This window comes from Jiangella aurantiaca, assembly GCF_004349105.1.
Taxonomy (GTDB): domain Bacteria; phylum Actinomycetota; class Actinomycetes; order Jiangellales; family Jiangellaceae; genus Jiangella; species Jiangella aurantiaca.
In genome coordinates this window covers 135,894-157,323 of the sequence record NZ_SMLB01000001.1, presented here as the reverse complement: position 1 = coordinate 157,323, position 21,430 = coordinate 135,894, and the positions used below count along the sequence as shown (strand labels likewise).

13 protein-coding genes are annotated in these 21,430 nt (G+C 72.5%); 7 read left to right on the top strand and 6 right to left on the bottom strand.

Features of this window, described 5'->3' with window-relative positions; genetic code table 11:
* Positions 1 to 65: 65 nt before the first annotated feature.
* The 3 genes from E1262_RS00575 to E1262_RS00565 all read right to left on the bottom strand — a co-directional run bounded on the left by E1262_RS00575 (position 66) and on the right by E1262_RS00565 (position 6,003).
* A complete protein-coding gene (locus E1262_RS00575; RefSeq protein ID WP_132101092.1) occupies positions 66 to 1,598 on the bottom strand; it encodes a DUF5719 family protein in 1,533 nt (510 codons plus the stop codon).
* A complete protein-coding gene (locus E1262_RS00570) occupies positions 1,595 to 5,578 on the bottom strand; it encodes a glycosyltransferase (protein WP_132101091.1) in 3,984 nt (1,327 codons plus the stop codon). The genes E1262_RS00575 and E1262_RS00570 overlap by 4 nt, the downstream gene beginning before the upstream one ends.
* Positions 5,579 to 5,739: 161 nt before the next feature.
* Complete coding sequence (locus E1262_RS00565) at positions 5,740 to 6,003, bottom strand: WhiB family transcriptional regulator (RefSeq protein WP_111256351.1); 264 nt, start codon at positions 6,001 to 6,003, stop codon at positions 5,740 to 5,742.
* A 460-nt stretch (positions 6,004 to 6,463) separates the two neighbouring features.
* Here E1262_RS00565 and cofD point away from each other — a divergent pair, with 460 nt between their 5' ends.
* Both cofD and E1262_RS00555 read left to right on the top strand, forming a co-directional pair.
* Entirely contained in the window at positions 6,464 to 7,435 is a 972-nt protein-coding gene (gene cofD / locus E1262_RS00560; protein WP_132101255.1) for a 2-phospho-L-lactate transferase, read from the top strand.
* Positions 7,432 to 8,670, top strand: coding sequence for a coenzyme F420-0:L-glutamate ligase (locus E1262_RS00555; protein WP_132101090.1), 1,239 nt, complete (start codon positions 7,432 to 7,434; stop codon positions 8,668 to 8,670). Before cofD ends, E1262_RS00555 begins: the two co-directional genes overlap by 4 nt.
* Before the next feature lie 39 nt (positions 8,671 to 8,709).
* On the opposite strand, the gene E1262_RS00550 is transcribed toward E1262_RS00555, so the two are convergent.
* A complete protein-coding gene (locus E1262_RS00550) occupies positions 8,710 to 9,612 on the bottom strand; it encodes a DNA-3-methyladenine glycosylase family protein (protein ID WP_132101254.1) in 903 nt (300 codons plus the stop codon).
* A 103-nt stretch (positions 9,613 to 9,715) separates the two neighbouring features.
* Between E1262_RS00550 and E1262_RS00545 the strand changes: the two genes are divergently transcribed.
* From E1262_RS00545 to E1262_RS00535, 3 genes are all read left to right on the top strand, one after another.
* Entirely contained in the window at positions 9,716 to 10,447 is a 732-nt protein-coding gene (locus tag E1262_RS00545) for a TIGR03089 family protein (RefSeq protein ID WP_203453396.1), read from the top strand.
* Positions 10,448 to 11,263: 816 nt separating this feature from the next.
* Entirely contained in the window at positions 11,264 to 13,462 is a 2,199-nt protein-coding gene (locus E1262_RS30725) for a glycosyltransferase (RefSeq protein ID WP_203453395.1), read from the top strand.
* A 2-nt stretch (positions 13,463 to 13,464) separates the two neighbouring features.
* Positions 13,465 to 14,016: a hypothetical protein gene (locus E1262_RS00535; RefSeq protein ID WP_132101088.1), complete on the top strand. Its 552-nt coding sequence runs from the start codon at positions 13,465 to 13,467 to the stop codon at positions 14,014 to 14,016.
* A 17-nt stretch (positions 14,017 to 14,033) separates the two neighbouring features.
* Here the strand turns inward: E1262_RS00535 and E1262_RS00530 are convergent, their stop codons facing one another.
* The gene (locus tag E1262_RS00530; protein WP_132101087.1) at positions 14,034 to 14,336 is read right to left on the bottom strand and encodes a hypothetical protein; all 303 of its coding nucleotides are present in this window, start codon (positions 14,334 to 14,336) and stop codon (positions 14,034 to 14,036) included.
* Between the two features lie 89 nt (positions 14,337 to 14,425).
* Here E1262_RS00530 and E1262_RS30070 point away from each other — a divergent pair, with 89 nt between their 5' ends.
* On the top strand, positions 14,426 to 15,631 hold the full coding sequence (locus E1262_RS30070) for a hypothetical protein (protein ID WP_162605697.1): 1,206 nt from the start codon (positions 14,426 to 14,428) through the stop codon (positions 15,629 to 15,631).
* A 60-nt stretch (positions 15,632 to 15,691) separates the two neighbouring features.
* Here the strand turns inward: E1262_RS30070 and E1262_RS00520 are convergent, their stop codons facing one another.
* Positions 15,692 to 17,611: a hypothetical protein gene (locus E1262_RS00520; protein ID WP_132101086.1), complete on the bottom strand. Its 1,920-nt coding sequence runs from the start codon at positions 17,609 to 17,611 to the stop codon at positions 15,692 to 15,694.
* 576 nt (positions 17,612 to 18,187) lie between these two features.
* On the opposite strand from E1262_RS00520, the gene E1262_RS00515 reads away from it, so the two are divergent.
* Positions 18,188 to 21,418, top strand: coding sequence for an FkbM family methyltransferase (locus tag E1262_RS00515; protein ID WP_132101085.1), 3,231 nt, complete (start codon positions 18,188 to 18,190; stop codon positions 21,416 to 21,418).
* Positions 21,419 to 21,430 lie beyond the last annotated feature (12 nt).

The following is a 21,430-nucleotide window of genomic DNA, read 5'->3' as shown; positions in this document are numbered from 1 at the left end:
GATGTGTACCGAGCGCACGGTTCACCCAGCGCAGGGGCCGGCCGAGCCGAACATGATCACGGCCGTCAGGGGGACTCGGCCGGCTCGGGGACGTCTGGCAGCTCCCCGACCACCTCGGGCACGTTCACCTCGATCGTCGGCGAGATCAGCGGCATCAGGTCCAGCAGTGCGCCGTCGTCGTCGGTGGCGCTGATCTGCCGTGCCGCCACCACCGAGCCGGGCGCCTCCGGCACGACCACGACGGTCGCGTTCGGGACGTCGCCCGCGGGGGTCAGCGGCACCGGGACGGTCGCGCCGGCCGGCAGCTCCAGCGGCTGCTCCTCGGCGACGGTGCCGTCGGCGGCCAGCGTCTGCACGGTGACCCGTGCCGTCGTCGAGACGGCGGAGCTGATCAGCAGCGTGCTGGCGATGCCGGACGCCGAGCGGCTGAGCAGCGCCGGAGTCGGGCCAGTGAGCGGTTCCGAGGCGGATGTGTAGGCGACGTCGGGCTGGCCACCGTCCGTCGCCTGCACGACCCGGACGGACCCGGTGATCGGCTCGTCGCTCTGCAGCCGGATGCCGGCCGGGTCGGTGCCGGTGTCCAGCGGGATGTCGGCGACGGTGCCCGCGGTGACGGTGATGACGTCCTGGTCGACCGGGCTGTAGGCGCCGTCGGCGCCGAGGATCTGCAGCGACACGATCGCGTCTGTGTCGCCTGGCGCGACGATGCGCAGGCTGCGCTGGCCCGACCCCGGCACGCCCGGGATCCACAGGTCGCGACGCGGCGCGACCGCGGCCGGGACGTACGTCATGCCCTGGGGCGTGATCTCCTCGGTCTCGCGCACCTCGAGCGCGGCCGTCACCCGGCCCTGGCTGGACTGCACGTGCACGGCCGTGGTCACCGAGCCGGCCGCCAGTGCGTCCAGCAGCAGGATCCGCTGGCTGCGGGCCGGCACGCCGACGTCCTGTGTGCCGGGCGCGTCGATGACGCCGGCCTCGTCCCACAGCTCCACGTCGACGACGGCGGGCACGTCGGTCGGGTTGGACAGGACCAGCCGGCCACGCCGCCCCACCTCGGCCGAGGCGCCGACGAACCAGTGCTCGCGGCGGGGGGCGGTACAGGTCGCCGTGCTGATGCCGCGCAGGTCGACCTCCTGCAGGATCAGCGACTGCTCGGCCGCCAGCCCGGGCGCCAGCGCACCCTGACCGGTGACGGCGTACGACGTGCCGGCCGCGGTCTCGACCGGCGTGACCGTCGGGACGCCGCGGTCGGCGATGCTGACCAGCGGCTCGGTCGCGGCCTCCTCGGCGGGGTCGCCGGTGGCCTCGGGGTCCTCCGGGTCCGGCGGCAGTGCCAGCGCCTGGACGGTGATCGGCGGCTGCTCGCCGCCGGTCTCCTCGGCGACCTCGACGCCGGGCAGCGCCAGCACGCCGAGCTCGGCGCTGCCGGCCTCCTCGCCGTCGACGTACGGGCACACCAGCGATGACCGGACCACCGGCTCGCTGACCTCCGGATGGTCGTCGACGATCGAGTCGGGCGGGCCGATGAGCGTCGCACCGCCGACGACGACGGCCACCCCGGCGCCGGCCGCGAGACCGGCCCATCGTGCGCTGATCACTGCTCGTCCTCCTGCCGCCGGCCCTTCGCCCGCTTGCCCGCGGCCCGCTTACCGGGCGCGCGGCGGGTGCGGCCACCGGCGTCGGTGCCACTCGTCTCGGACGTCTCGTCGGCCGCCCGGCCGGCCCGGCGGCCCTGGTAGGCATCGGTGATCGATGCCCGGGGCGCGTCCTGGTCGACGCCGGCGCGGGCGAACGGGTCCCACTCGCCGACGGCGTGCGGCGGCTGCTCCGCCGGCTGTCGCGCCGGCTCGGCGAAGGCGGGATCGGTCAGCGGATCGACGGTCTCCGGGGCGACGGGCTCGGGTGCGCGCGCGGCTCGCTTCCGCGTGCCGCGTCCGCGCGGCGGCGGTTCGGGCGCGGGGTCGAAGAACCCGGTCGTGTCGGCGGCCGGCTCCGGCTCCCGGGCCGCCCGGCGGCGTGTCGCCGGCTCTGCCCGCGAACCGCCGCGCAGCCGCTCGCCGAGGCTGCGCTCGCCGGGCACCCAGGCCGGGCCGCCGGCGTCGGCGACCGTCGCGGGCTCGGGCTCCGACGTCGGCGCCGGCTGCGGCTCGGGGGTCGGTGCGGGCCGCGGCGACGGCGACGGCTCGGCGCCGCGCCCGGAGCCGCGGCGACGGCCGCCCCGGGCGGCCACCGGCGCGGCCTCGCCGGCACCCGCGCCCACCGGGACCGGGGCCAGCGGCAGCTGCGGCGAGGAGTCCTCCGGATCGAGATCGGCGGCGTCGTCGACGGCGCCGCGCTCGCGCCGGATGCCGGGCAGCGCCAGGACGACGGCGACCACGACCGCGCCGAGCTGGAACCAGAGCCAGAACGCGCGCCGGTTGCCCTCGTACTCGACGGTCAGCTCGCCGGCCTGCGTGGGCAGCGTGAACGCCTGCGCCCAGCCGCCGTACGTCGTCGGCTCCAGCTCAGTGCCGTTGAGGCGGGCCGTCCAGCCGGAGTCGGCCAGCTCGGACAACACGACCATGCGGCCCTCGGGGCCCTCGGGCAGGCTGCCGGCGGCGTCGACCTCCTCGCTGGGGATGGTGACGACCTCGGAGTTCTCGTCGGCCATCGGTGCGAGCTCACCGTCGTCGGCCGGCGGGGCGGCGATCCACACCCGCGCGACCGGCTGGTCGATCTGCCACATCGCCGCGCCCTCCGGCGCGCTGCTGCGGACGAGGCCGGGCACGGTGTCGAGGGTGTCGGCGAGGTCGGGGTCGTACGGCCGCGGCAGGTAGAGGTAGCGCACCGCGAACTCGGCCAGCCGGGCGCCGTCGGCACCGCCGCGGCCCGAGACGACATCGGCGACGACCTCGTCGAGCGGGCCGTACTCCTCCGGCGGCGGGCTGGTCTCGGCGTCGCCCAGCCGGGGGCCGGACTGGCGCAGCAGCGCGTAGGTGATGCGGCCGTCGTCGGCGCGGTTGAGCACCAGCGTGCGGACCCGCTCGGGACGGGCCGCCTCGTCGGCGACGTAGGCGGGCAGGATCGAGGGATCGCGGCGCTCGATCGGGTCGCCGGCGCCGCGCGCGACCCACCATCCCGCCGCCACGAGCGGCGCCAGGCCGGCCACTCCGGCGAGGATGACGGCGAGCGGCTGACGCCAGCCGAAGCTGGCCCGCGACAGCCGTTCCCGGGCGCCCTCGGCGCCGATCGCGGTGGCGGCCAGCAGGCCGCCGGCCACCAGGACCGTCGCGTACCCGGGCCAGCCGGCGACCGGGGTCTCCAGGGTCGGGCCGCTGACGGCCAGCCGCGACAGCACGATGCCCGCGACCAGCGCCACGCCCACGACCACCCAGGCGGTCGCGATGGCCAGCCGGCGGACGGGGCGGAACAGCGAGATCCAGGCGGCGGTCAGGAGGCCGGCGCCGAGCCAGATCGGGCCGCTGCCGGGGCCGCCGGGGTTCTGCAGGAGCACCGACCACGGCGCCAGCTCCGGGTCGGACAGCCCCGGCCCCGGCACGCCGGCCTCGGTGACCAGCAGCATCGGCCGGCTGATCAGGCTGCCGGTCCACGGGATCAGCACCACCGGCGTCACCGCCAGCAGGACGCCGAGCCGCAGCAGCGAGCGGCGGTCGCGGAACACCGTCGCGGCCGCCACGATCGCCAGCGCCAGCGCGATGATCCAGGCCAGCGGCACGAACGCGGAGATCACGGCGAGCAGCAGGCCGGCGCTCCACGCGGCCCGGCCCGGTCCCGGGCGGCCCGGCGTGCCGAGCGTGCGCATGACCGCGAGCACCAGCAGCGGCGTCAGCACGGTGGCGACGGCGGTGCCCAGCCGGCCGGCCGCGATGGCGCCGGTGACGGCGGGCAGCAGCGCGTAGCTGGCCGACACCCAGACGCGCAGCAGCTTCGTCTGCACCAGGCGACGGACCAGTAGGTACATCGTCAGGCCGGCCAGCGGCACCGAGCCGATCAGCAGCAGGTCGACGGCGAGCGAGGCGTTGCGGACCAGCGTGCCGGCCAGCGCGACGACGCCGAGGTACGGCGGTGTCGCCGACGGGCTGCCCAGCCCAGCGCCGTGCCACGACTCGGTGTAGACGGCCCAGAGGTCGCCGGCGGCCGCGGGCGCGGGCAGCAGCGCACCGCCGAACAGCCGGCCGGAGCCGATGAGGTCGCGCGCCGTCACCAGCGTGACCACGACCAGCACGGCCGTCATCAGCACGGCGGGGTGCAGCAGGAAGCGCAGGATCCACGCGTCGTCGCCGGCCGGCGCGTCGTCGTCGCCGCCGTCGGAGCTGACCGCGCGCCGTCCGCCGGAGACGTCGTGGCCCGCGCCGCCGCCCGACCCGGTGAGCATGCCCAGGACGTTCTCGCCGGCGTGCCGCAGCTGCTGCCCACGCGGCGGGAACAGCGAGCGCAGCTGCGACGGCGCCTTGCGGCGGGTCCGCCGGCGTCGCGCCCGGGCCCGGATCAGCACGTCGGGGCGTCCGATGACCGACAGCAGCGCCACCAGTTCCTCGCCGGCCAGCGCCGGCTGCTTGCCGACGAGGAAGGTCAAGGACCGGCCGAGGCCCATCACCAACACGCGGAGCAGCACGAACAGCAGCGACCGGGCCGGTGTGTTGGCCAGCAGGACGTAGAGGGCGTTGCGGCGGTCGGCCAGGTGCGGCCGGTCGCGGGTGGCGCCCAGCCGGCGCCGTCCGTGCGCGGCCGCCTCGGCGTGGTAGACGACCGCCTCGGGGCAGACGACGACCGGGTAGCCGGCCTCGTTGGCGCGCCAGCCGAGGTCGAGGTCGTCGCGGAAGATGGTGAGCCGCGGGTCGAATCCGCCCAGCTCGTCCCAGACGTCGCGGCGGATCAGCATGCCCGCGCTGCCGACGGCGAGGACGTTCTTCGTGGTGTCGTGCTGGCCCTGGTCGTACTCGCGGCGGTCCAGGCCGGTGTGCCGGCGGCCGCCGCCGGTGACCGTCAGGCCGATCTCCAGCAGCTGCCGGCCCTCACGCCAGTCCAGCACCTTCGGCCCGATGATGCCGGCGTCGGGGCGGCGGATCGCGGTCTCGAGCAGCCGGGCCAGCGCGTCCGGCGCCGGGGCGCTGTCGTCGTGCAGCACCCAGATCCAGCGGGTCTGGTCGGACCGGCGCAGGCCGCCGCTCCCCTGCATGGCATGCGCCATCTCGTCGCCGGCGGCGACACCGGCCGCGACGGCCGCGCCGAACCCCGTCGAGCGGGGCATCGACACCACCGAGGGCGCGCCGAGGGTGGACGTCAGGACCTGCTCGGTCTCGTCGCGGCTGCCGGTGTCGACGGCGACGATGCGCTCGGGCATGCGGCGCAGCGCCGCCACCGCCTCGAGCGTGCGGTGGACGAACCGGCTGCCGTCGTGCGCGACGATGACGGCCGTCACGTCGTGCGTGAGCAGCGCCGTGGGGTCGACCGGCTCAGGTTCGCCGACGTCACCGGCGAACGCGTCAAGGGCGGCATCCGCGCCGATGCCCGGGTCGGAATAGACGCTGGGCGTCGTGCTGCCGTTGTCGATTGCGGTCAAGGGGTCCGGTGCCATGCCTCGTCGTCGTTCCAGCGGTCGGTCTGCGAGCACACGAGAGCTGGCGGCCCCGGCCGAAGCGTGCCTCGGCCGGGCAACCCCGTGCGCCAGCCGCCAACCTTACGCGCTGAACCTGAGAACGGCAGAGTTCAGCTCGACGGCGACCGGCCGGGCGACCGTCAAACCGCCCGTTTCTTGAGCTTCCGCCGTTCCCGCTCGGACAGCCCGCCCCAGATGCCGAACCGCTCGTCGTGCGCCAGTGCGTACTCCAGGCATTCCGCCTGGACCTCGCAGCCGAGGCACACTCGCTTGGCCTCTCGGGTGGACCCGCCCTTCTCAGGGAAGAACGCCTCCGGATCAGTCTGGGCGCACAGCGCCCGCTCTTGCCAACTCATCTCTTCGGCTTCGCCCCAGAGCAGGTCAATCTCGTCCCACTCGGTCATGGCTCGCCTCCTTCGACCTGGTTCTCCGGCTCAGAGCCGGCCCCCGAAGCGGTCTCGCGGTGGTCGAAGCCGCGAGTCCACTGAACGACACGTTCGAAATTACATGAATGCAATACGTGCGCGTCAAGCGGAACCGTGCTAAAGATCTCCGTTTCGTTCGCCGGCGCTCCGCCGTGGCGCACGACCCGACCCGCCCGCTGACGCTTCGTCGCGACAGCCATGGGGCGGGTCGAGGCGGGAGCATAAGCGGTTGGCCGCGCAGCACGCCAGACGGCCGATCATCCGATGCGGCCCGGCGGCTGGCCGACCCATCACCACGATTGCCCGAGCGTCGACACGATTGCAGGCGTAGTGATGCTCCAGAAAACGTTGTGACGTGCCCCGGATCGCGGCGGAACGCGTCTCGCGGACCGGGCGCGGACCGGCCGGGCGGATGGCACGGGGTACGGTCGTGGCTGTGCTGAGGATCACCGCTCTGGCCGGCGGAATCGGGGGCTCCAGGTTCCTGCGGGGGCTGCTGCGGGCCGTGCCGGACGCCGAGGTCACCGTCATCGGGAACACCGCCGACGACATCACACTGCACGGGCTGCACGTGAGCCCCGACCTCGACACCGTCATGTACACGCTCGGCGACGGCATCGAGGAGTCACAGGGCTGGGGCCGATCCGGCGAGACGTTCGCCGTCGCGGAGGAGCTGGCCGCGTACGGCGCCGAGGCGCAATGGTTCACACTCGGCGACCGCGACCTCGCCACCCACCTTCTCCGCACCCAGATGCTGGGCGCCGGCTATCCGCTGTCCGCCGTCACCGAGGCCCTGTGCGACCGCTGGCGGCCGGGCGTCCGGCTGCTGCCGATGACCGACGACCGGGTCGAGACGCACGTGGTCGTGCCGGCCGACGGCGATGGCGACGGCCCGGCGGAGAAGGCGATCCATTTCCAAGAGTGGTGGGTCCGGCTGCACGCCGAGGTCCCCGCCCGGCGGATCGTGCTCGTCGGCGCCGACCAGGCCGTGCCGGCGCCGGGCGTCCTCGACGCGATCTCCGCGGCCGACGTGATCTTGCTGCCGCCTTCGAACCCGGTCGTGAGCATCGGCCCGATCCTCGCCGTGCCGGATGTGCGCGACGCGGTCAAGGCAGCCGCTGCGCCCGTGGTCGGGCTCTCACCGATCATCGGGGGTTCACCTGTTCGAGGTATGGCCGACGCCGCGCTGAAGGCGATCGGGGTCCCGACGACGGCGGCCGGAGTGGCCGAGCTGTTCGCCGACCTGCTGGACGGCTGGCTGGTCGACACCGTCGACGCGGACGCCGTCCAGCAGATCGAGGCGGCCGGCGTGCGCTGCATCGCCGTCCCGCTGTGGATGACCGACCCGGACGCGGCCGCCGCCATGTCGCGCGCGGCGCTGGATCTCGCCGAGGAGGTGCGGGCCCGGTGAGCGCTCGCTACGAGGCGTTCGGGGTGCCCGGGATCCCGGAGATCCGGCCGGGCGACGACCTGGTCGAGATCCTGGCGACGGCGCTCGAGGCGGCCCCACCCGGCGACGATGCCGCGCCCGGCGGCGTGCTGCGTGACGGAGACATCGTCATCGTCACGAGCAAGATCGTCAGCAAGGCCGAGGGCCGCGTCCGGACCGGCATCGACCGCGACGAGGCCATCGACGCCGAGGCGGTCCGGACCATCTCGGAGTGGACGACGCCGCGCGGGCGGACCCGCATCGTCGAGACCCGGCACGGCTTCGTCATGGCCGCCGCCGGTGTCGACGCGTCGAACGTCGAGCTCGGGTCGGTCGTGCTGCTGCCCATGGACCCCGACGGGTCCGCGCGGGCGCTGCGCGACGGGCTGGCCAAGCGGTTCGGCGCGCGGATCGGCGTCGTGATCACCGACACCGCGGGCCGGGTCTGGCGCAACGGCGTCACCGACTTCGCCGTCGGCTCGGCCGGCATCCGCGCCATCGACGACCTGCGCGGCAGCACCGACGCCTACGGCAACGACCTCGGCGTCACCGTCGTCGCGCTGGCCGACGAGCTGGCGGCGGCCTCGGAGCTGGTCCGCGCCAAGCTGTCCGGCGTACCTGGAGCCGTCGTGCGCGGGCTGCCGCACCTGCTGCTGGGGCCGGACGAGGACGACCCCGGCGTCGCGGCGCTGATCCGGCCGAGCGCCGAGGACCGCTTCCGGCTCGGCACCCCCGAGGCGATGCGCGCCGCCGTCCAGGCCCGGCGGACGGCGCTGTCGTTCACGCCGGCGCCGGTCGACCCCGGCGTGGTCCGGCAGGCCGTGGCGGCCGCGTTCTCCGCGCCGTGGCCGATCGACACGCCGCCCTGGCGGTTCGTGCTGCTGGAGTCAGACGGGGCCCGGCGGCGGCTGGCCTCGGCGCTGGACGGGGCCGGGCTGCTGGGCACGGCGCCGTACGTCGTCGTGCCCTGCCTCGTCAACGGCTCCGACGCGCTGCTCGGCCTGGGCGCGGCGGTCGAGAACCTGCTGATCGCGCTCGGCACCGAGCGTCTCGCGTCGGCCTGGCTCTTCCCCGACCCCGCCCTCTCGGCGGCGACAGCCGCGCTGGACCTCCCGGTCGGCTGGACACCGATCGGCGCGGTCGCCATCGGTCACGCCGCCGAACCGGCCGCCGACCACCCGCCCGTCGACGTCGCCACCGTCACCGTCACGCTGTGAGGCACCGGCCGCCTGGTACGCGGCCTGCGCTGACGACCGTCACATGTGGCGGAAGTCGCGCACAGGGGCGCGCGGGCCGCGCCGGGGCGGGGTGGCGCCGGCTCGCAGCAGCAGGACGCAGGCGCGATGACGGTGGCCGCGGTACGGCTCGAGCAGCTCCAGCATCAGCTCGTCGGACCCCCGCCGCGACCCCGTCAGCGCGTAGGCGACGGCGTGCGGGAGGCCGTAGTCGCCGACGGAGACGGCGTCGGCGTCGCCGAGGACGCGCTGGCGGACCTCGGCCGACGTCCAGACGCCGATGCCGGGGATGGCTCGCAGCCGCTTGTCTGCCTCGTCGGACGCCAGGCCGGCGATCTCCTCGAGCCGCGCCACGTGCCGGCCGGCGGTGACGAGCGTGCGCGAACGCTGCGGCCCGACGCCGGCGCGGTGGTACTCCCACGACGGGATGCGGGCCCAGGCATCGGCCGGCGGGACGACGCGCATGCGGTCGGGCGCGGGGCCGGGCGCCGGATCGCCGAACCTGCGCAGCAGCCGCATCCAGCCGCGGTACGCCTCGGTGCCGGTGACCTTCTGCTCCAGGATGGCCGGCACCAGCGCCTCCATGACCAGCCCGGTGCGCCCGATCAGCGTGCCCGGGAATCGGCTGAACGCGTCGGCCAGCACCGGGTGCTGCGGCCGGAAGTCGTCGGGGTCGTCGGCGTCGCCGAGCCAGAGCGGGACGGCGTCGAGCGCGGCCTCGGCGCCGCGACCCCACGCCCTCGCCGTGACCTCGCCGCGCGCGGCCGCCACGCACACCGTCGCCGGCTCGCCACCGGGCCGGCAGGTGCGCCACACGCGCCCGCGGGCGTCGACCTGGAACGCGGGGTCGTACGGGCCGCGCTGGTGCGCCGCGAGCGTCGCCCGGACGTCGACCGGGCGCCGCGGCCGCCACGTCCGCTCCATCACGCCACCCAGTCAAGCATGCTGCGCTGACAACCCCAACGACGCAGGTCGGCGCCGGTCTGCTGCTCAGACGGGCGGCGGGCGGTCGCCGTAGGCTGTGCGCATGAGTGAGACCCCGGCAGAGCTGCTGCGCACCGCCGTCCGGCACGACGGTGCGCGGCCGTTCCTCACGTTCTACGACGACGCCACCGCCGAGCGCGTCGAGCTGTCCACCACAACGTTCGACAACTGGGTCGCCAAGACCGCCGGGTTCCTCACCGGCGGGCTGGGCGCCGAGCCCGGCGAACGGGTCGCGCTGCGGTTGCCGGCGCACTGGCAGGCCCTGGCGTGGGCGGCCGCCTGCTGGTCCGCCGGCGTCTGCGTGGTGCTGGGCGACGATGACGACGTCCAGGTCGCGGTCGCCGGCCCGGCCGCCGTCGCCTCGGCGGCGGGCGGCGCGCCGGAGGTGGTCGGGCTGGCGCTGCGGCCGCTGGGCGGCCGGTTCACCGAGCCGCTGCCGCCCGGCGTCACCGACTACGCCGTCGAGGTACCCGGCTATCCCGACCACTTCGTGCCGCTCTCCCCGCCCGACGACGCCGAGCCGGCGCTCGAGCGGGGCGGCGTCGTGCACACGCTCGGCGGCCTGGCCGACCACGCCCGGCAGCGTGCCGAGCAGCTGGGCGCCGGCCCGGGCGGCCGGCTGCTGGTCGCCACCGACGACCTCGGCACGGCACTGGTCGACGCCCTGCTGGTGCCGCTGGTGGTGGGCGGGTCGGCGGTGCTGGTCCGGCACGAGGACCCGGCCGGCCGGGCCGCCCGGGTCGACGCCGAACGGGTGACGGCGGCCGTCGCCTGAGCCGCGGCCGGCCGCCGCCACCCCCGCCGTCTCAGTCGGCCGACGGCCGCGCCTGGGCGGCCCGCGCGCGCACTTCGGCCCACTGCCGATCACTGAGCGCAGGAGCGGCCGTCGACCGTGGTCGGGTTCTCGGGTTCCATCACGGGAATCTCCAGAAGAGCCCGGGCTGAAGTGGAGCGATGAGGCGCTTCTGCTGCTTCCATGGGTCCTTCTCACCGGTGGTTCGCCCGTGGTGGATGACGACGATCGGGGCGTCGCGGGTGGGTTGTTCGGCGTCGTCGGTGGACCGGCGCGTTCGCGATGGTTCGCGGCGTTGGCCAGGCGGTTCGTGGCGCTCGCCGTCCCCCTGCTGCCCGATTGTCTTGGCCGCGTGAGATTTCGCCGCGTTTGGCGGGCCATCATGAGGTTTTCTGGAGCATCACTACGCCTGCAATCGTGGTGAGGCTGCAGAAATCCTGGTGATGTAGGCGATCCTTGATGATCATGGCTGTCCACAGGCGGCAGGTGTGCACGCCACGGCACCTCCAGGTGTGCCCAGACTCGCCCCGTCCCCCTGATAGCTGCCCGTTCTTAGCCGCGTGCCCGCGGGTCAAGTCCGCATCCGTCGTCGCGAAGCGACCCGGTAGCGGACTTGAGGCGGGCGGTCGCGGCAAGAGAATGGAACGGCGAACGGTCCGAACCGGCCCACGGAAGCAGCAGAAGAGCCAGCGATGAACACGGCCGTGTACCCACGAAGATGCCCGAAGCGGGCGTGAGGTCGCCCGCCGCCACCGCCGGAATCGGCACCAGCCCGCGGGTGTGGCACGATCTGGAACCATGCCCGCTCCAGGCACCCGCACTGTCGACGTCCTCGACGTCTCGGACCTCCGCTTCCCCGGCGGCACCTCGCACAGCATCGCCGAGGAGATCACGGCGCAGGCCCGGGCCGGCTACACGACCGGGCTGATCAGCCTCAACGGGCCGTTGGTCGCCAAGGTGTCGCCGGTGAACCGGCTGATCCGCCGGGCCGTCGAGGCCGGCCGGGCACACCTGCTGGTCGGCCGGGCGCCGGTGCGGGCGAAGGTGGTCGTGGTCCGCCACCCGGCGGTCCTGCAGCACGCCGCGGAGCAACTGCCGCCGGTCGAGGCGGACCACGTCGTCATCGTCGCCAACGCCGCGCCGTACGACATCGACGGGCACGAGCACTACCGGCCCGAGGCGGTGCACGAGATCGCGAAGCACCGGTTCGGCCGCGAGCCGCTGTGGGCGCCGATCGGCCCGCTGGTGCGACAGGCCATCGCCGGCCGGGTACCGGCGCACACGCTGGCCGAGACCGACTGGGTCAACATCATCGATGTCGACGCCTGGGCGGTCGACCGGCCGGCCGGCACGGGCCCGCGCAGCACCCGCCCCGTCATCGGGCGGCACAGCCGCTCGTCGCCGCAGAAGTGGCCCGCCGACGCCGCCACCCTGCGCGCCGTCTACCCCGTCGACGGGTCGTGGACGGTGCGCGTGCTGGGCGGCGCCGGGCCGGTGGAGCACCTGCTCGGCGACCTGCCGGAGAGCTGGGAGGTGTTCGAGTTCGGCGCGATGCCGCCGCGCGACTTCCTCGCCTCCCTCGACTTCTTCGTCTACTTCCACAACCCGCGCTGGGTCGAGGCGTTCGGCCGGACCATCCTCGAGGCGCTGGCCACCGGCGTCCCGGCGATCCTGCCGCCGCACTTCGAACCGGTCTTCGGCGACGCCGCCGTCTACGCCGAGCCGCACGACCTCCGCCGCGTCGTCGAGGCCCTGTACGCCGACCGCGCCGCCTATGACGCCCAGGTCGAACGGGCCCGGCGTACCGCGCGGGAGCGGTACGGCCACGAGGCGCACGTCGCCCGGCTGGAGCGGCTCATCGGCGCGCCCAGCGCGACGCCGTCGCCGTCCGCTCCGCCCTCCGCCGGCCCGGCGCGGGCGAGCACCGAGCGGCCGCCGCGGGCGCTGTTCGTCAGCAGCAACGGCGCCGGCATGGGCCACCTCACCCGGCTGCTGGCGTACGCGCAGCGGTGCGCGCCAACGGTCGAGCCGCACTTCTTCTCGCTGTCGCAGGCTGCGCCGGTGGTCGGGCGGTTCGGGCACCCGTACGAGTACGTGCCGTCGGCGTCCGCGACCGGCCTGGAGCCGGCCCGCTGGCACGCGTACTTCGCCGCCCGGCTGTCGGCCACCATCGAGCGGATACACCCGGCGGTCGTCGTCTTCGACGGCACCTGGCCGTACGAGGGGCTCGGGCTGGTCCGCAAGGCGTACCCGGGCATCGGCTGGGTCTGGTCGCGACGGGGCATGTGGCGGGCAGGCATGAACCGCGAGCAGCTGGCGAAGTCGACCTGGTTCGACCTCGTCATCGAGCCGGGCGAGTTCGCCGCGCCGGCCGACCAGGGCGTCACGGCCCAGGCCCAGGCGACCCGCGTCGGCCCGGTCACGCTGCTGGACCGCGACGACCTCGACACCCGCGCCGAGGCCCGCGCGTTCCTCGGCCTCGACCCGTCGGTGCCCTTGGCGCTGGTCTCGCTCGGCGCGGGCAACATCAACGACACCAGCGGCGACCTCGGCGCCGTCGTGGCCGCGCTGCGCGACCTCGGCGTCGAGGTGTGCGTGACGCAGCCCGAGATCGCGGCCGGCCAGGGCCGTCTCGACGACGTGCACGTGGTGCGCGACTTCCCACTGTCGCGCCGCTACCGCGCGTTCGACCTCGCCGTCAGCGCCACCGGCTACAACAGCTTCCACGAGCTGCTCCGCTTCGGCGTCCCCACGCTGTTCGTGCCGAACCGCTCCACCGCGCTGGACGACCAGGAGGCGCGGTCCCGCTACGCGGCCGCGCAGGGCTGGGCGCACACGCTCGAGGTCGTCACCGTCGACCAGGCGACGCCGCTGCTGGCCGACCTGCTGGAGCGGGGCGAGCCGATGGTGAAGCACGTCTCCGACGCCGACCCCGGCAACGGCGCCGTGGAGGCCGCCCGCATCCTCACCGGTCTCGCCGTCGAAGGACAGGACTGACCATGGCCGACCGCCGCAAGCCGCGCCGCGTCATGCGCCACGTACGACGCATCCCCGGCTACCGCTACGCCCGGCGCACCGTCGTGCCGCGCATCCGCGACAGCGCCACCGCCCGCGCCGTCGTGCACCGGCTGTTCGCCGTCGACTCCAAACAGCACACACCGCTCGACGTCACCGCCGGCCGGCTGCTGGCCGGCGTCGGCACGGAGCGGCTACCGGTCGTCGTCGTGCTGCTCCTCGGCCTGCCGGCGGAGCGGGTGCGGTCGGTCGTCGACGAGGTGGCCGAGCTGCAGGTGCTCACCGCCGGCTTCCGGCCGGTGATCGTCATGGACGTGCCCGAGCTCGCCGCGGCGCGCACCTACGGCTACCCGGCGGAGCTGCTGCTGCCGGCCGACGACTGGCGGCACGAGACGCAGTCCTGGGACGACTACGTGCGCACGACGCTGGGAACCGTCTTCGCGACGTACCGCAGCACCGCCTCGGTGGTCGTGGGCCTGGACGGCCTCGGCCGGACCGAGCGGCTGCTGCTGGCCTCGCTCGCCCCGCGGGCCTGAGCGGTGGCGTCCGATGGTCAGCGCATCTGCAGGTCGTACCGCATCGCCCTCGCGGTGCCTTCGGGGACCGTGGGGTCGAGCGTGGCGATCTTCTCCTCGACGTCGCCGACCAGCCCGTTCAGCGCGGTCTTGACCGGCTGGGCGTTGGGCGCCAGGTAGTCGTCATGGAGCTGCCGGGCCTTGCTGCCGGTCCATGCCGGTCCGTCGCCGATGGCCTGCGTCGGCGCGTCCATGTTCGGGGTGTCCTCGACGGCGTTGGAGGTACGGGTCTTCAGACCCTCCATCGCGGAGATGAACGGGTTGGGCACTTCGTCGCTCATCACTACCTACTTATGGTTCGGTCACGGTTTCAGTGAGGCTAGCATGGCGGCTGCGAACGCCCGACCGACGCCGACGATGGGATGAATACGTGCGGACCAGCAGAGCGGTCATCGGAGTCATCATCGCCCTGGCCACCCTGACCGCGTGTTCGTCGGACGACGACGGCGTCGAGGTCCGGCTGCTGGCGGGCGGTGGCGACCAGCCCGACGGGACCGGCGCCGACGCCGCGCTCCCGTTCTCGATCGTCCGCCTCACCTCCGACGGCGACGGCACCCTGTGGGGCGTCACCGGCTCCGACGTCCTCGTCGAGGTGGACTCCGAGGGGACGGTGCGCTCCACCCAGCTGCAGCTGGACAGCGGCGCGGTGCAGGAGATCGCCGCGGCGCCCGACGGCACGGTGTACGTGCTGCTCGACCAGGCCGGGCAGGATGACGGCGAGGCCGTCGTGCTCGAGCTCGTCGACGGGGAGCTGCAGCCCGCGGTCGGCGTGCCGGCCGGCGACAGCGGCGGCGAATCCGGTCCGGAGACGCCCGACGGCGAGCCGGCCAGCGAGGCCGAGCTCGGCTACGTCGGCGACATCGCGATCGACTCCGAGGGCCGGCTGCTGTTCACCGAGCGGGTCGATCCGGCCGGGCCGGACGCCGGCTACCTGCTGCGCCGCGTCGACGGCGACGGCTCGCTGACCACGGTCGCCGGGCAGCCGAACCCCGACGCCGACGACGACACCACCGACGACGAGACCGCCGCGGCGTACTTCCCCGACGGCACCGACACCGCCGAGCTGCTGCTGTTCACCCAGACGGCGATCGCCGCCGGCCCCGGCGAGCAGGTGGTGGTCCAGACGCCGCAGAGCGTCTACACGATCGACGACGGCAGCGCCACGGTGGTGCTGGGCTCGCCCGACGGCTCGGTGCCCCCGGCGACCGAGGACGGGCCGTTCAGCGAGTCCGTCGGCGCGCTGAGTGTCTCGTATCGGCCGGGAGTCCCGCTGCTCACGCTCGCCGTCAACGCCGACGGCGGCATCCTCGCCGGCACCGGCCCGATCGACGGCTGGGACGAGAACGCCTACGCTTGGCGGGTCGCGGACGGCAGCGACGCCGCGCAGGCGATCGCCGACGCCGCGGCCGGCAACGAGCAGACTGCGATCCCCACCCTGTATGTGAGCCCGGGCGGCGAGGCGTCGGTCGCGGCGGTGTTCGGCGGCCCGGCGACCTGGCTGGACGACGACACCATCGCCGTCGGCGCCTCCGGCGAGGACGCCGACATCATCGTCCTCGTCGACGTGCCGGACTGAGCCGGCGTGCGGCCGCGCGGTCGTGCGGCGCCGGTTCGCCCGGCGCCGCACTGCGGGTGATCAGCGTGGCGTGGTGAAGATGCCCGGCTTGTTCTCACCCAGGTAGACCTGCATGGCCGGGTCCTGCAGCCACTGGTTGAACGCGTGCAGCGCGTTCGGGTCGTCCCAAGGGAAGTCCGGGTTCTGGTTCCCCTTGTCGTCGTACGGCGGGATGATCGTGTCGCCGTCGGTGAAGTCGCCGCCGTACAGCTCCTCGTAGAAGTGCGGGTCGGCCTCCCACGTGACGTCGCCGTCGTTGTACGTGGGGAACGGCCGGCCGTCGCCGTTGATCGCGTTGAACTCGGCCACGGCGGTGGCGACCCACGTGTGGTGGGTGCCGTGGAAGCTGTAGTCGAGCTCAGGCGGGCCCTCGCCCTGCGTCGCGCCGACGATGGCCGACGTGATGGTGTTCTTGAGCGCGCCGATGAACTGTTCCTTGCCCATGTCGATGATGGCCTGCGGGTCCGGCGGGATCAGGTTGAACCCGGCGTCGACCAGCGACCCGATGAACGCCTCGCGGGCCGCCTCGTCGGCCTCGATCTCGCCCAGCACGGTCTCCCACGACTCGGAGAACATGCCGGCCATGTTCAGCGCCATCATGTCGTCCCAGTAGTGCTCGTTGCCGTTTCGGGAGCCGGCGGCGGAGTCGATGTAGTCGTGGTACCAGGTGCTCATCATCTCGTGCAGGCGGGCCGCGCACTCGGGGTTGCGCATGCCCTCGGTGACGAACTTCTGCCAGGCATCGGCGTTGACCTCGATGCCGTCGCGGTCCGGGTTGTCACTGACGCCGGCCGGCTGGGACATGCTGTAGGCGAGGTCGTCCCAGTACTCCTCGGTGATGTCGGTGAACACCACCCGGTAGGCGTCGAAGAACGGGAACGGCTCCTCCAGCGTGCCGACCTTCTCGATCACGAAGGCGGCGTTCTGCTCGGCGAGGTTGGCCTGGTTCTCGTCGTTCAGCCCCAGCCGCGCGTAGATGGCGCGGGAGTCGATGGTCGCTGAGTGCAGGAACGCGGCGAACGCGGCCTGGAAGTCCTCCTCGCTGGTCACCGGGCCGATGACCTGCATCTGCTCCCAGACGTCGTCGCGGTGCTCGGCCATGTACTCCGCGCTGGCCCGAGGGTTGCGCGCCAGGCCGTTGTAGACCGCCGCCCAGTCCCGCACCGTGCCGATGGTGTCCTGATCGCCGTGCAACGCGGCCTCGGAGAACGCCACGAGCGAGCCGTGGTCCCAGCTGCCGTGCTGGGTGAGCGCGCTGATGCGGTCGACGATGCGGATGCCGTCGGGGTGCAGGCCCTTGTCGAGCAGCGCCTGGTTGATGCCGCCGATGAACTCCGCGTTGTAATCGATGCGGAAGCTGGCCGTCGCGAACACGGTGGCCACCGCCAGCTGCGGCTCGGGGTTGGCTTCGTCGCCGTACGCGGTGGCCTGGTTGTCCGCGTCGATGAGCAGGAAGCCGCGCGACTCCGGGCTGAGGTTGTTGATGAACGCCTCGGCGAAGTCGGGGTCATGGCCGTACCGCTCGAGCTGCTCGTAGACCTCCGGCGGGACCTCGCCGTCGCCGTTGTTGACCTGTTCGGCGAGCTCGCGGCCGGCGTTCTGGGCGTCCTCGACGGAGTCGAAGTCGTCGTTGAGGATGTCAGTGCCCTGCACCGTCAGGACGCCGTCGCCGGCCCAGCCGTTGGTCTGCTGCTGGGCCAGCAACTGCACGGCCAGGCTGTGCCGGCGGCGCATGTCGGGCATGATGCTCTCGAGGTCGCTCTTCGCCTCGAGCAGCTTGTTGAGGTTGGACTTGTCGACGCCGAAGTAGCCGAAGTCGGACTCCAGGCCGCTGATGTGGTCGGTCAGCCCGGTCAGCGTCGCCCCGAGGTCGTCGACCGCCTGACCCAGCGCGTCGACGTCGATGGACGTGTACTCGCCGCCGCCCTCGTCTGGTCTCATCGCTTGCTCCTTGTCGTCGGCAGTAGGCAGGGTCTCCGGCACATGCGTGGACGTGCCGTGGTCATCCGTGCCCGTTGCTGACCGACGAGCCCCCAGCAAGCAGGACTCTAGCGGAGTCATCGGACGCCGGGGCACCCTCGTCCACAAGGCACAACGGAAGCGCAAAACCGATGGTCACACCACGGGAATTCGCATGGGTCGATCCGCATCGGCCGTTACGGGATCCGGCTAGGCAAGAGCAGCGCGGCGTATTCGGGCACCCACCCGCAGCGGTCTGCCGCCACCGGCAGATCGCTGGCCGAGCACGTGCAGAGGCCTGGCGGAGGCCCTGGACGCCACCGTCAGGGCCGGGCGGTGCCTGCCTCAGATGGCGCTCCACGACGCGTCACGCGCCACCCGCACAATGCGTGTACCTATCGCCAGAGGTTGGACCTACCGGCTCCGCGCCCTGAATTGCGGCAGAGCGCGACAAGTTCGGCAGTAGCGCCGGTTCGGCGATTTCCGCACAGCCAGTGTACGTTCTAGCCCGAACGCGCTCCATGACACAACGGGTCGCAGGCCGCCAAGGGGAACCAAGTGCACGACGCACAACAAGCAACCAAAGCCGACACACGCGTCCGCGGGCGGGAACGAGAGCTCACGATCATCGGCAACGCCGGTGAGTACGTGTTCGAGCGGATCCGAGCAACCGGCGCCTTCTACGAGTCCGACGTCCTCGAGACGCTCGCACACCTCCCCATCAGGGCGGACCGTGTCGTGGTCGACGTCGGCGCGAACATTGGCAACCACTCCGTCTACTTCGCAGAGTTCCTTGATCGCCCGGTCGTGGCGGTCGAGCCCCAGGGTGATAACGCCGACCTGCTCGAGGCCAACCTCGGAATCAACAACCTGCGCGGACGAGCACGTGTTGTGCGTCAGCCGCTCTGGAGCGGCCGGGAGCGGCTCACCTTGTTGCAGCACATCGACGGCAACTCGGGCACGTTCGCCGCCGCTGAGAGCGCCAGCGGCGAGCTAGAAGGCCTCACGCTCGACGAGCTGCTGATCGACGGCGAACGCGTCGGCCTGATCAAAATCGACACGGAGGGATCCGAGGGCCTGATCCTCAAGGCAGGGCGCCAGGTCCTCGAGCGGGATCACCCATTCGTGTGCGTGGAGGCCCACAACGGCACCGCGTTCCGCGACATTGCCGAGATTCTCGGCCCGCTCAGATACGAGCTGCTCGATATCGAGGGCCGGAGCAGCAACTACATCTGGGCGCATCCCGACTCGTCAGAGGCCGGCGGAGTCGCGTCGCTTCGCCAGCTCAGCGTCATGGCCGGCAATAGGCGGCTCCGCCAGCAGGTCGACCGACGTATCGACGGACTCAGCCGCAGGTTGGAGCGGTCCGACGAAGGGCTCGATGCCGCCCAGGCGGCGCTCCTCCAGACGTCGGAGAGGCTCACGGCCGACCTGGCGCAGACGTCGGACCGCCTGATCGGCGACGTCAACGGCGTCCTGCACGAGGTCAAAAGCGACGTCCTTACCGACTTCAGCAGCATGGTCGCCGAGCGGTTGTCGCGTGAGGTGAGCGGCTTGGTCACAAACGGCCTCGCCACGCAGCATGAGATTCGGAAGCTGCTGACGAAGCTGGCCGCACAGGGCGATGCGATGACGTCGCTCGGCAAGGAGCGGGCTCAGCTACAGGCGGCACTGAACCAGGCGATGGACCGGATCAGGTGGCTGGAGACCGAGAAGCGACTATGGCAGGACTCCTACGCCGTCGTAGCGCGATCGCGGGGCGTCCGTTTCGGTGCCGCATTGCGTCGTCTGATGGGCCGAAGGCGCGACCTGGTGGCACCCGAGGCCCGCGCGGAATGGGTCCGGCGGCAGACCAAACGACAAGCGGGTCCGGCCGGCAAGGCGCCGAAGATCAATCCGCCACAGATCAAGGCCAGCACCCCACCGGCCGCTCCACCGGCGCCGTCCACGCCACCTCGCCTCATGGTGCGCCCAGCAGTCCAGCTGGAGCGCAGCGGTCTGCATGAGCTGCGGCCGGCCGTCCCCGCGAATCGGGACCTCATCCGCGTCGGCATCGCGTCGATACCCGAACGCGTCGAGGGACTCAAGCACGTCGTCGGCAAGCTGTACTCGCAAGTGGATGAGCTGTTCGTCTACCTCAACCGCTTCGAGGAGGCGCCCGAGTTCCTGCGGGGAGATTCACGCATCCGTATCTTCACCGGCGACGATCTCGGCGACCGCGGCAAGTTCCGCTTCATCGACGACTTCGAGGGCTACTTCATCGCGGCCGACGACGACATCGACTACCCCACCTTCTACGTCGACCACCTGATCGACGGCATCGAGCGGTACGGCCGCCGCGCGGCAGTCGGCTGGCACGGATCGATCATCAAGGACGGCTTCCAGGACTACTACTCGGACGAGTCGCGCCGCGTGTTCTCGTATCGGTTCGGACGGCCCAAGGATGTGCCGGTACACATCCTCGGCACAGGATGCGCTGCGTTCCACACCGATACGCTCGCGCTGTCATACCGCGACTTCCCGCAGCCCAACATGGCAGACGTCTACTTCGCGTTGAAGGCGCAAGAGCAGTCCGTGCCACTCGTCGTGCTGGCCCACCAGAAGGGGTGGGCCCCGCCGTTGGACCTGACCGACAACCGATCCATCTCCACGGAGTCGATGGCCAAGACCGGCCACGGCGCCTTCGATGTGCGCGCAGAGACCAACCGCCTGGTAACGAAGTCCATCCCGTGGAAGCTGAACACGGTGCAACCCGCGACCGTGCGAGAACCACTCTCGGTGGCAGTGGTCGGCCGCACTGATCGAGCCCGCTGGAAGAAGGGTGGCATCCTCAAGTCCACCAACCTGACCGCCGACATGCTCCGGCCGTTGGGCGTAGATGTCCGCCTGTTCGACCTGGAGACCGGCGACCCGTGGGACCTCGGCGGATTCCGGCCGCAGGTGGTCATGATCTACCCGGGCGATCCTGCGCGACCCGACTTTCACCAGTGCGAGAAGATTGCCGAGCACCACGCCGATCTCGGATCCGCGGTGCTGATCAATCTGTCCGTGATCGGCTTGGATTGGCGCGAGAAGTTCATCGTCGAGCGCATGACCGAGTGGCGGCAGAAGTACGGGCAGCGGATCAAGGCGCTCGTCTTCGCCGAGCAGGTACAGGACTTCCCTGCATTCGCGGAGATCAGGGACCTGATGCTGGCTGTCCCCAAGACGATCGACGTCCCTCATCCACCCTATGCCGCCTTCCACGAGACCGAGGGCATCTTCCTCGGCGACATCGCCAAGCTGGTCAACGATGAGTTGCTGGGAAGCGCGCCCGTGGAGCGCTGGATCGAGGCGATCCGCAGTGCGGTGCCTGAAGCGCCGTTGTACGCCGTGCGCCAGTACCGTCCAAACGACAACCGCGACCTCGGCGTCAATGTGCTGCCGTTCCTCACCGGCGACTTCTCCGAGAAGCTGTCGAGGATGCGCCTGATGGTCAACCCGATCCGGCACCTGACCTTCGAGATGGTACCCGTGGAGGTCGCCGCCATGGGCGTCCCAGTGATCTATCAGCGGATGGAGCACTCGCTCTCAGCCTATCTCGGCATGAGCGCCGTCCAGGTGGACTCGCCTGACGACCTGGCGGACGTCTTGCCCGCGCTCTACCGCGACCCCACGCTGTGGCGCCCGCAGAGCCGCGCTGGCCAGCTCCGCGCCCAGAGCCTCGATTATCGGCTCATGGCATCCCAGATGTACCTCCGCCTCGCCGCTCTCGCGCGGCATGCCACCATCCCCGCGCGGCCCTCCTGACCTGCGACCAAG

Excerpts from the sequence above, each read along its gene's own strand:
- E1262_RS00550 (WP_132101254.1), bottom strand. The coding sequence starts at position 9,612 with ATGGAGCGGACGTGGCGGCCGCGGCGCCCGGTCGACGTCCGGGCGACG.
- E1262_RS30725 (WP_203453395.1), top strand. The coding sequence starts at position 11,264 with ATGCCCGCTCCAGGCACCCGCACTGTCGACGTCCTCGACGTCTCGGAC.
- E1262_RS00535 (WP_132101088.1), top strand. The coding sequence starts at position 13,465 with ATGGCCGACCGCCGCAAGCCGCGCCGCGTCATGCGCCACGTACGACGC.
- E1262_RS00530 (WP_132101087.1), bottom strand. The coding sequence starts at position 14,336 with ATGAGCGACGAAGTGCCCAACCCGTTCATCTCCGCGATGGAGGGTCTG.
- E1262_RS00520 (WP_132101086.1), bottom strand. The coding sequence starts at position 17,611 with ATGAGACCAGACGAGGGCGGCGGCGAGTACACGTCCATCGACGTCGAC.
- E1262_RS00545 (WP_203453396.1), top strand. The coding sequence starts at position 9,716 with ATGAGTGAGACCCCGGCAGAGCTGCTGCGCACCGCCGTCCGGCACGAC.
- E1262_RS00570 (WP_132101091.1), bottom strand. The coding sequence starts at position 5,578 with ATGGCACCGGACCCCTTGACCGCAATCGACAACGGCAGCACGACGCCC.
- E1262_RS00565 (WP_111256351.1), bottom strand. The coding sequence starts at position 6,003 with ATGACCGAGTGGGACGAGATTGACCTGCTCTGGGGCGAAGCCGAAGAG.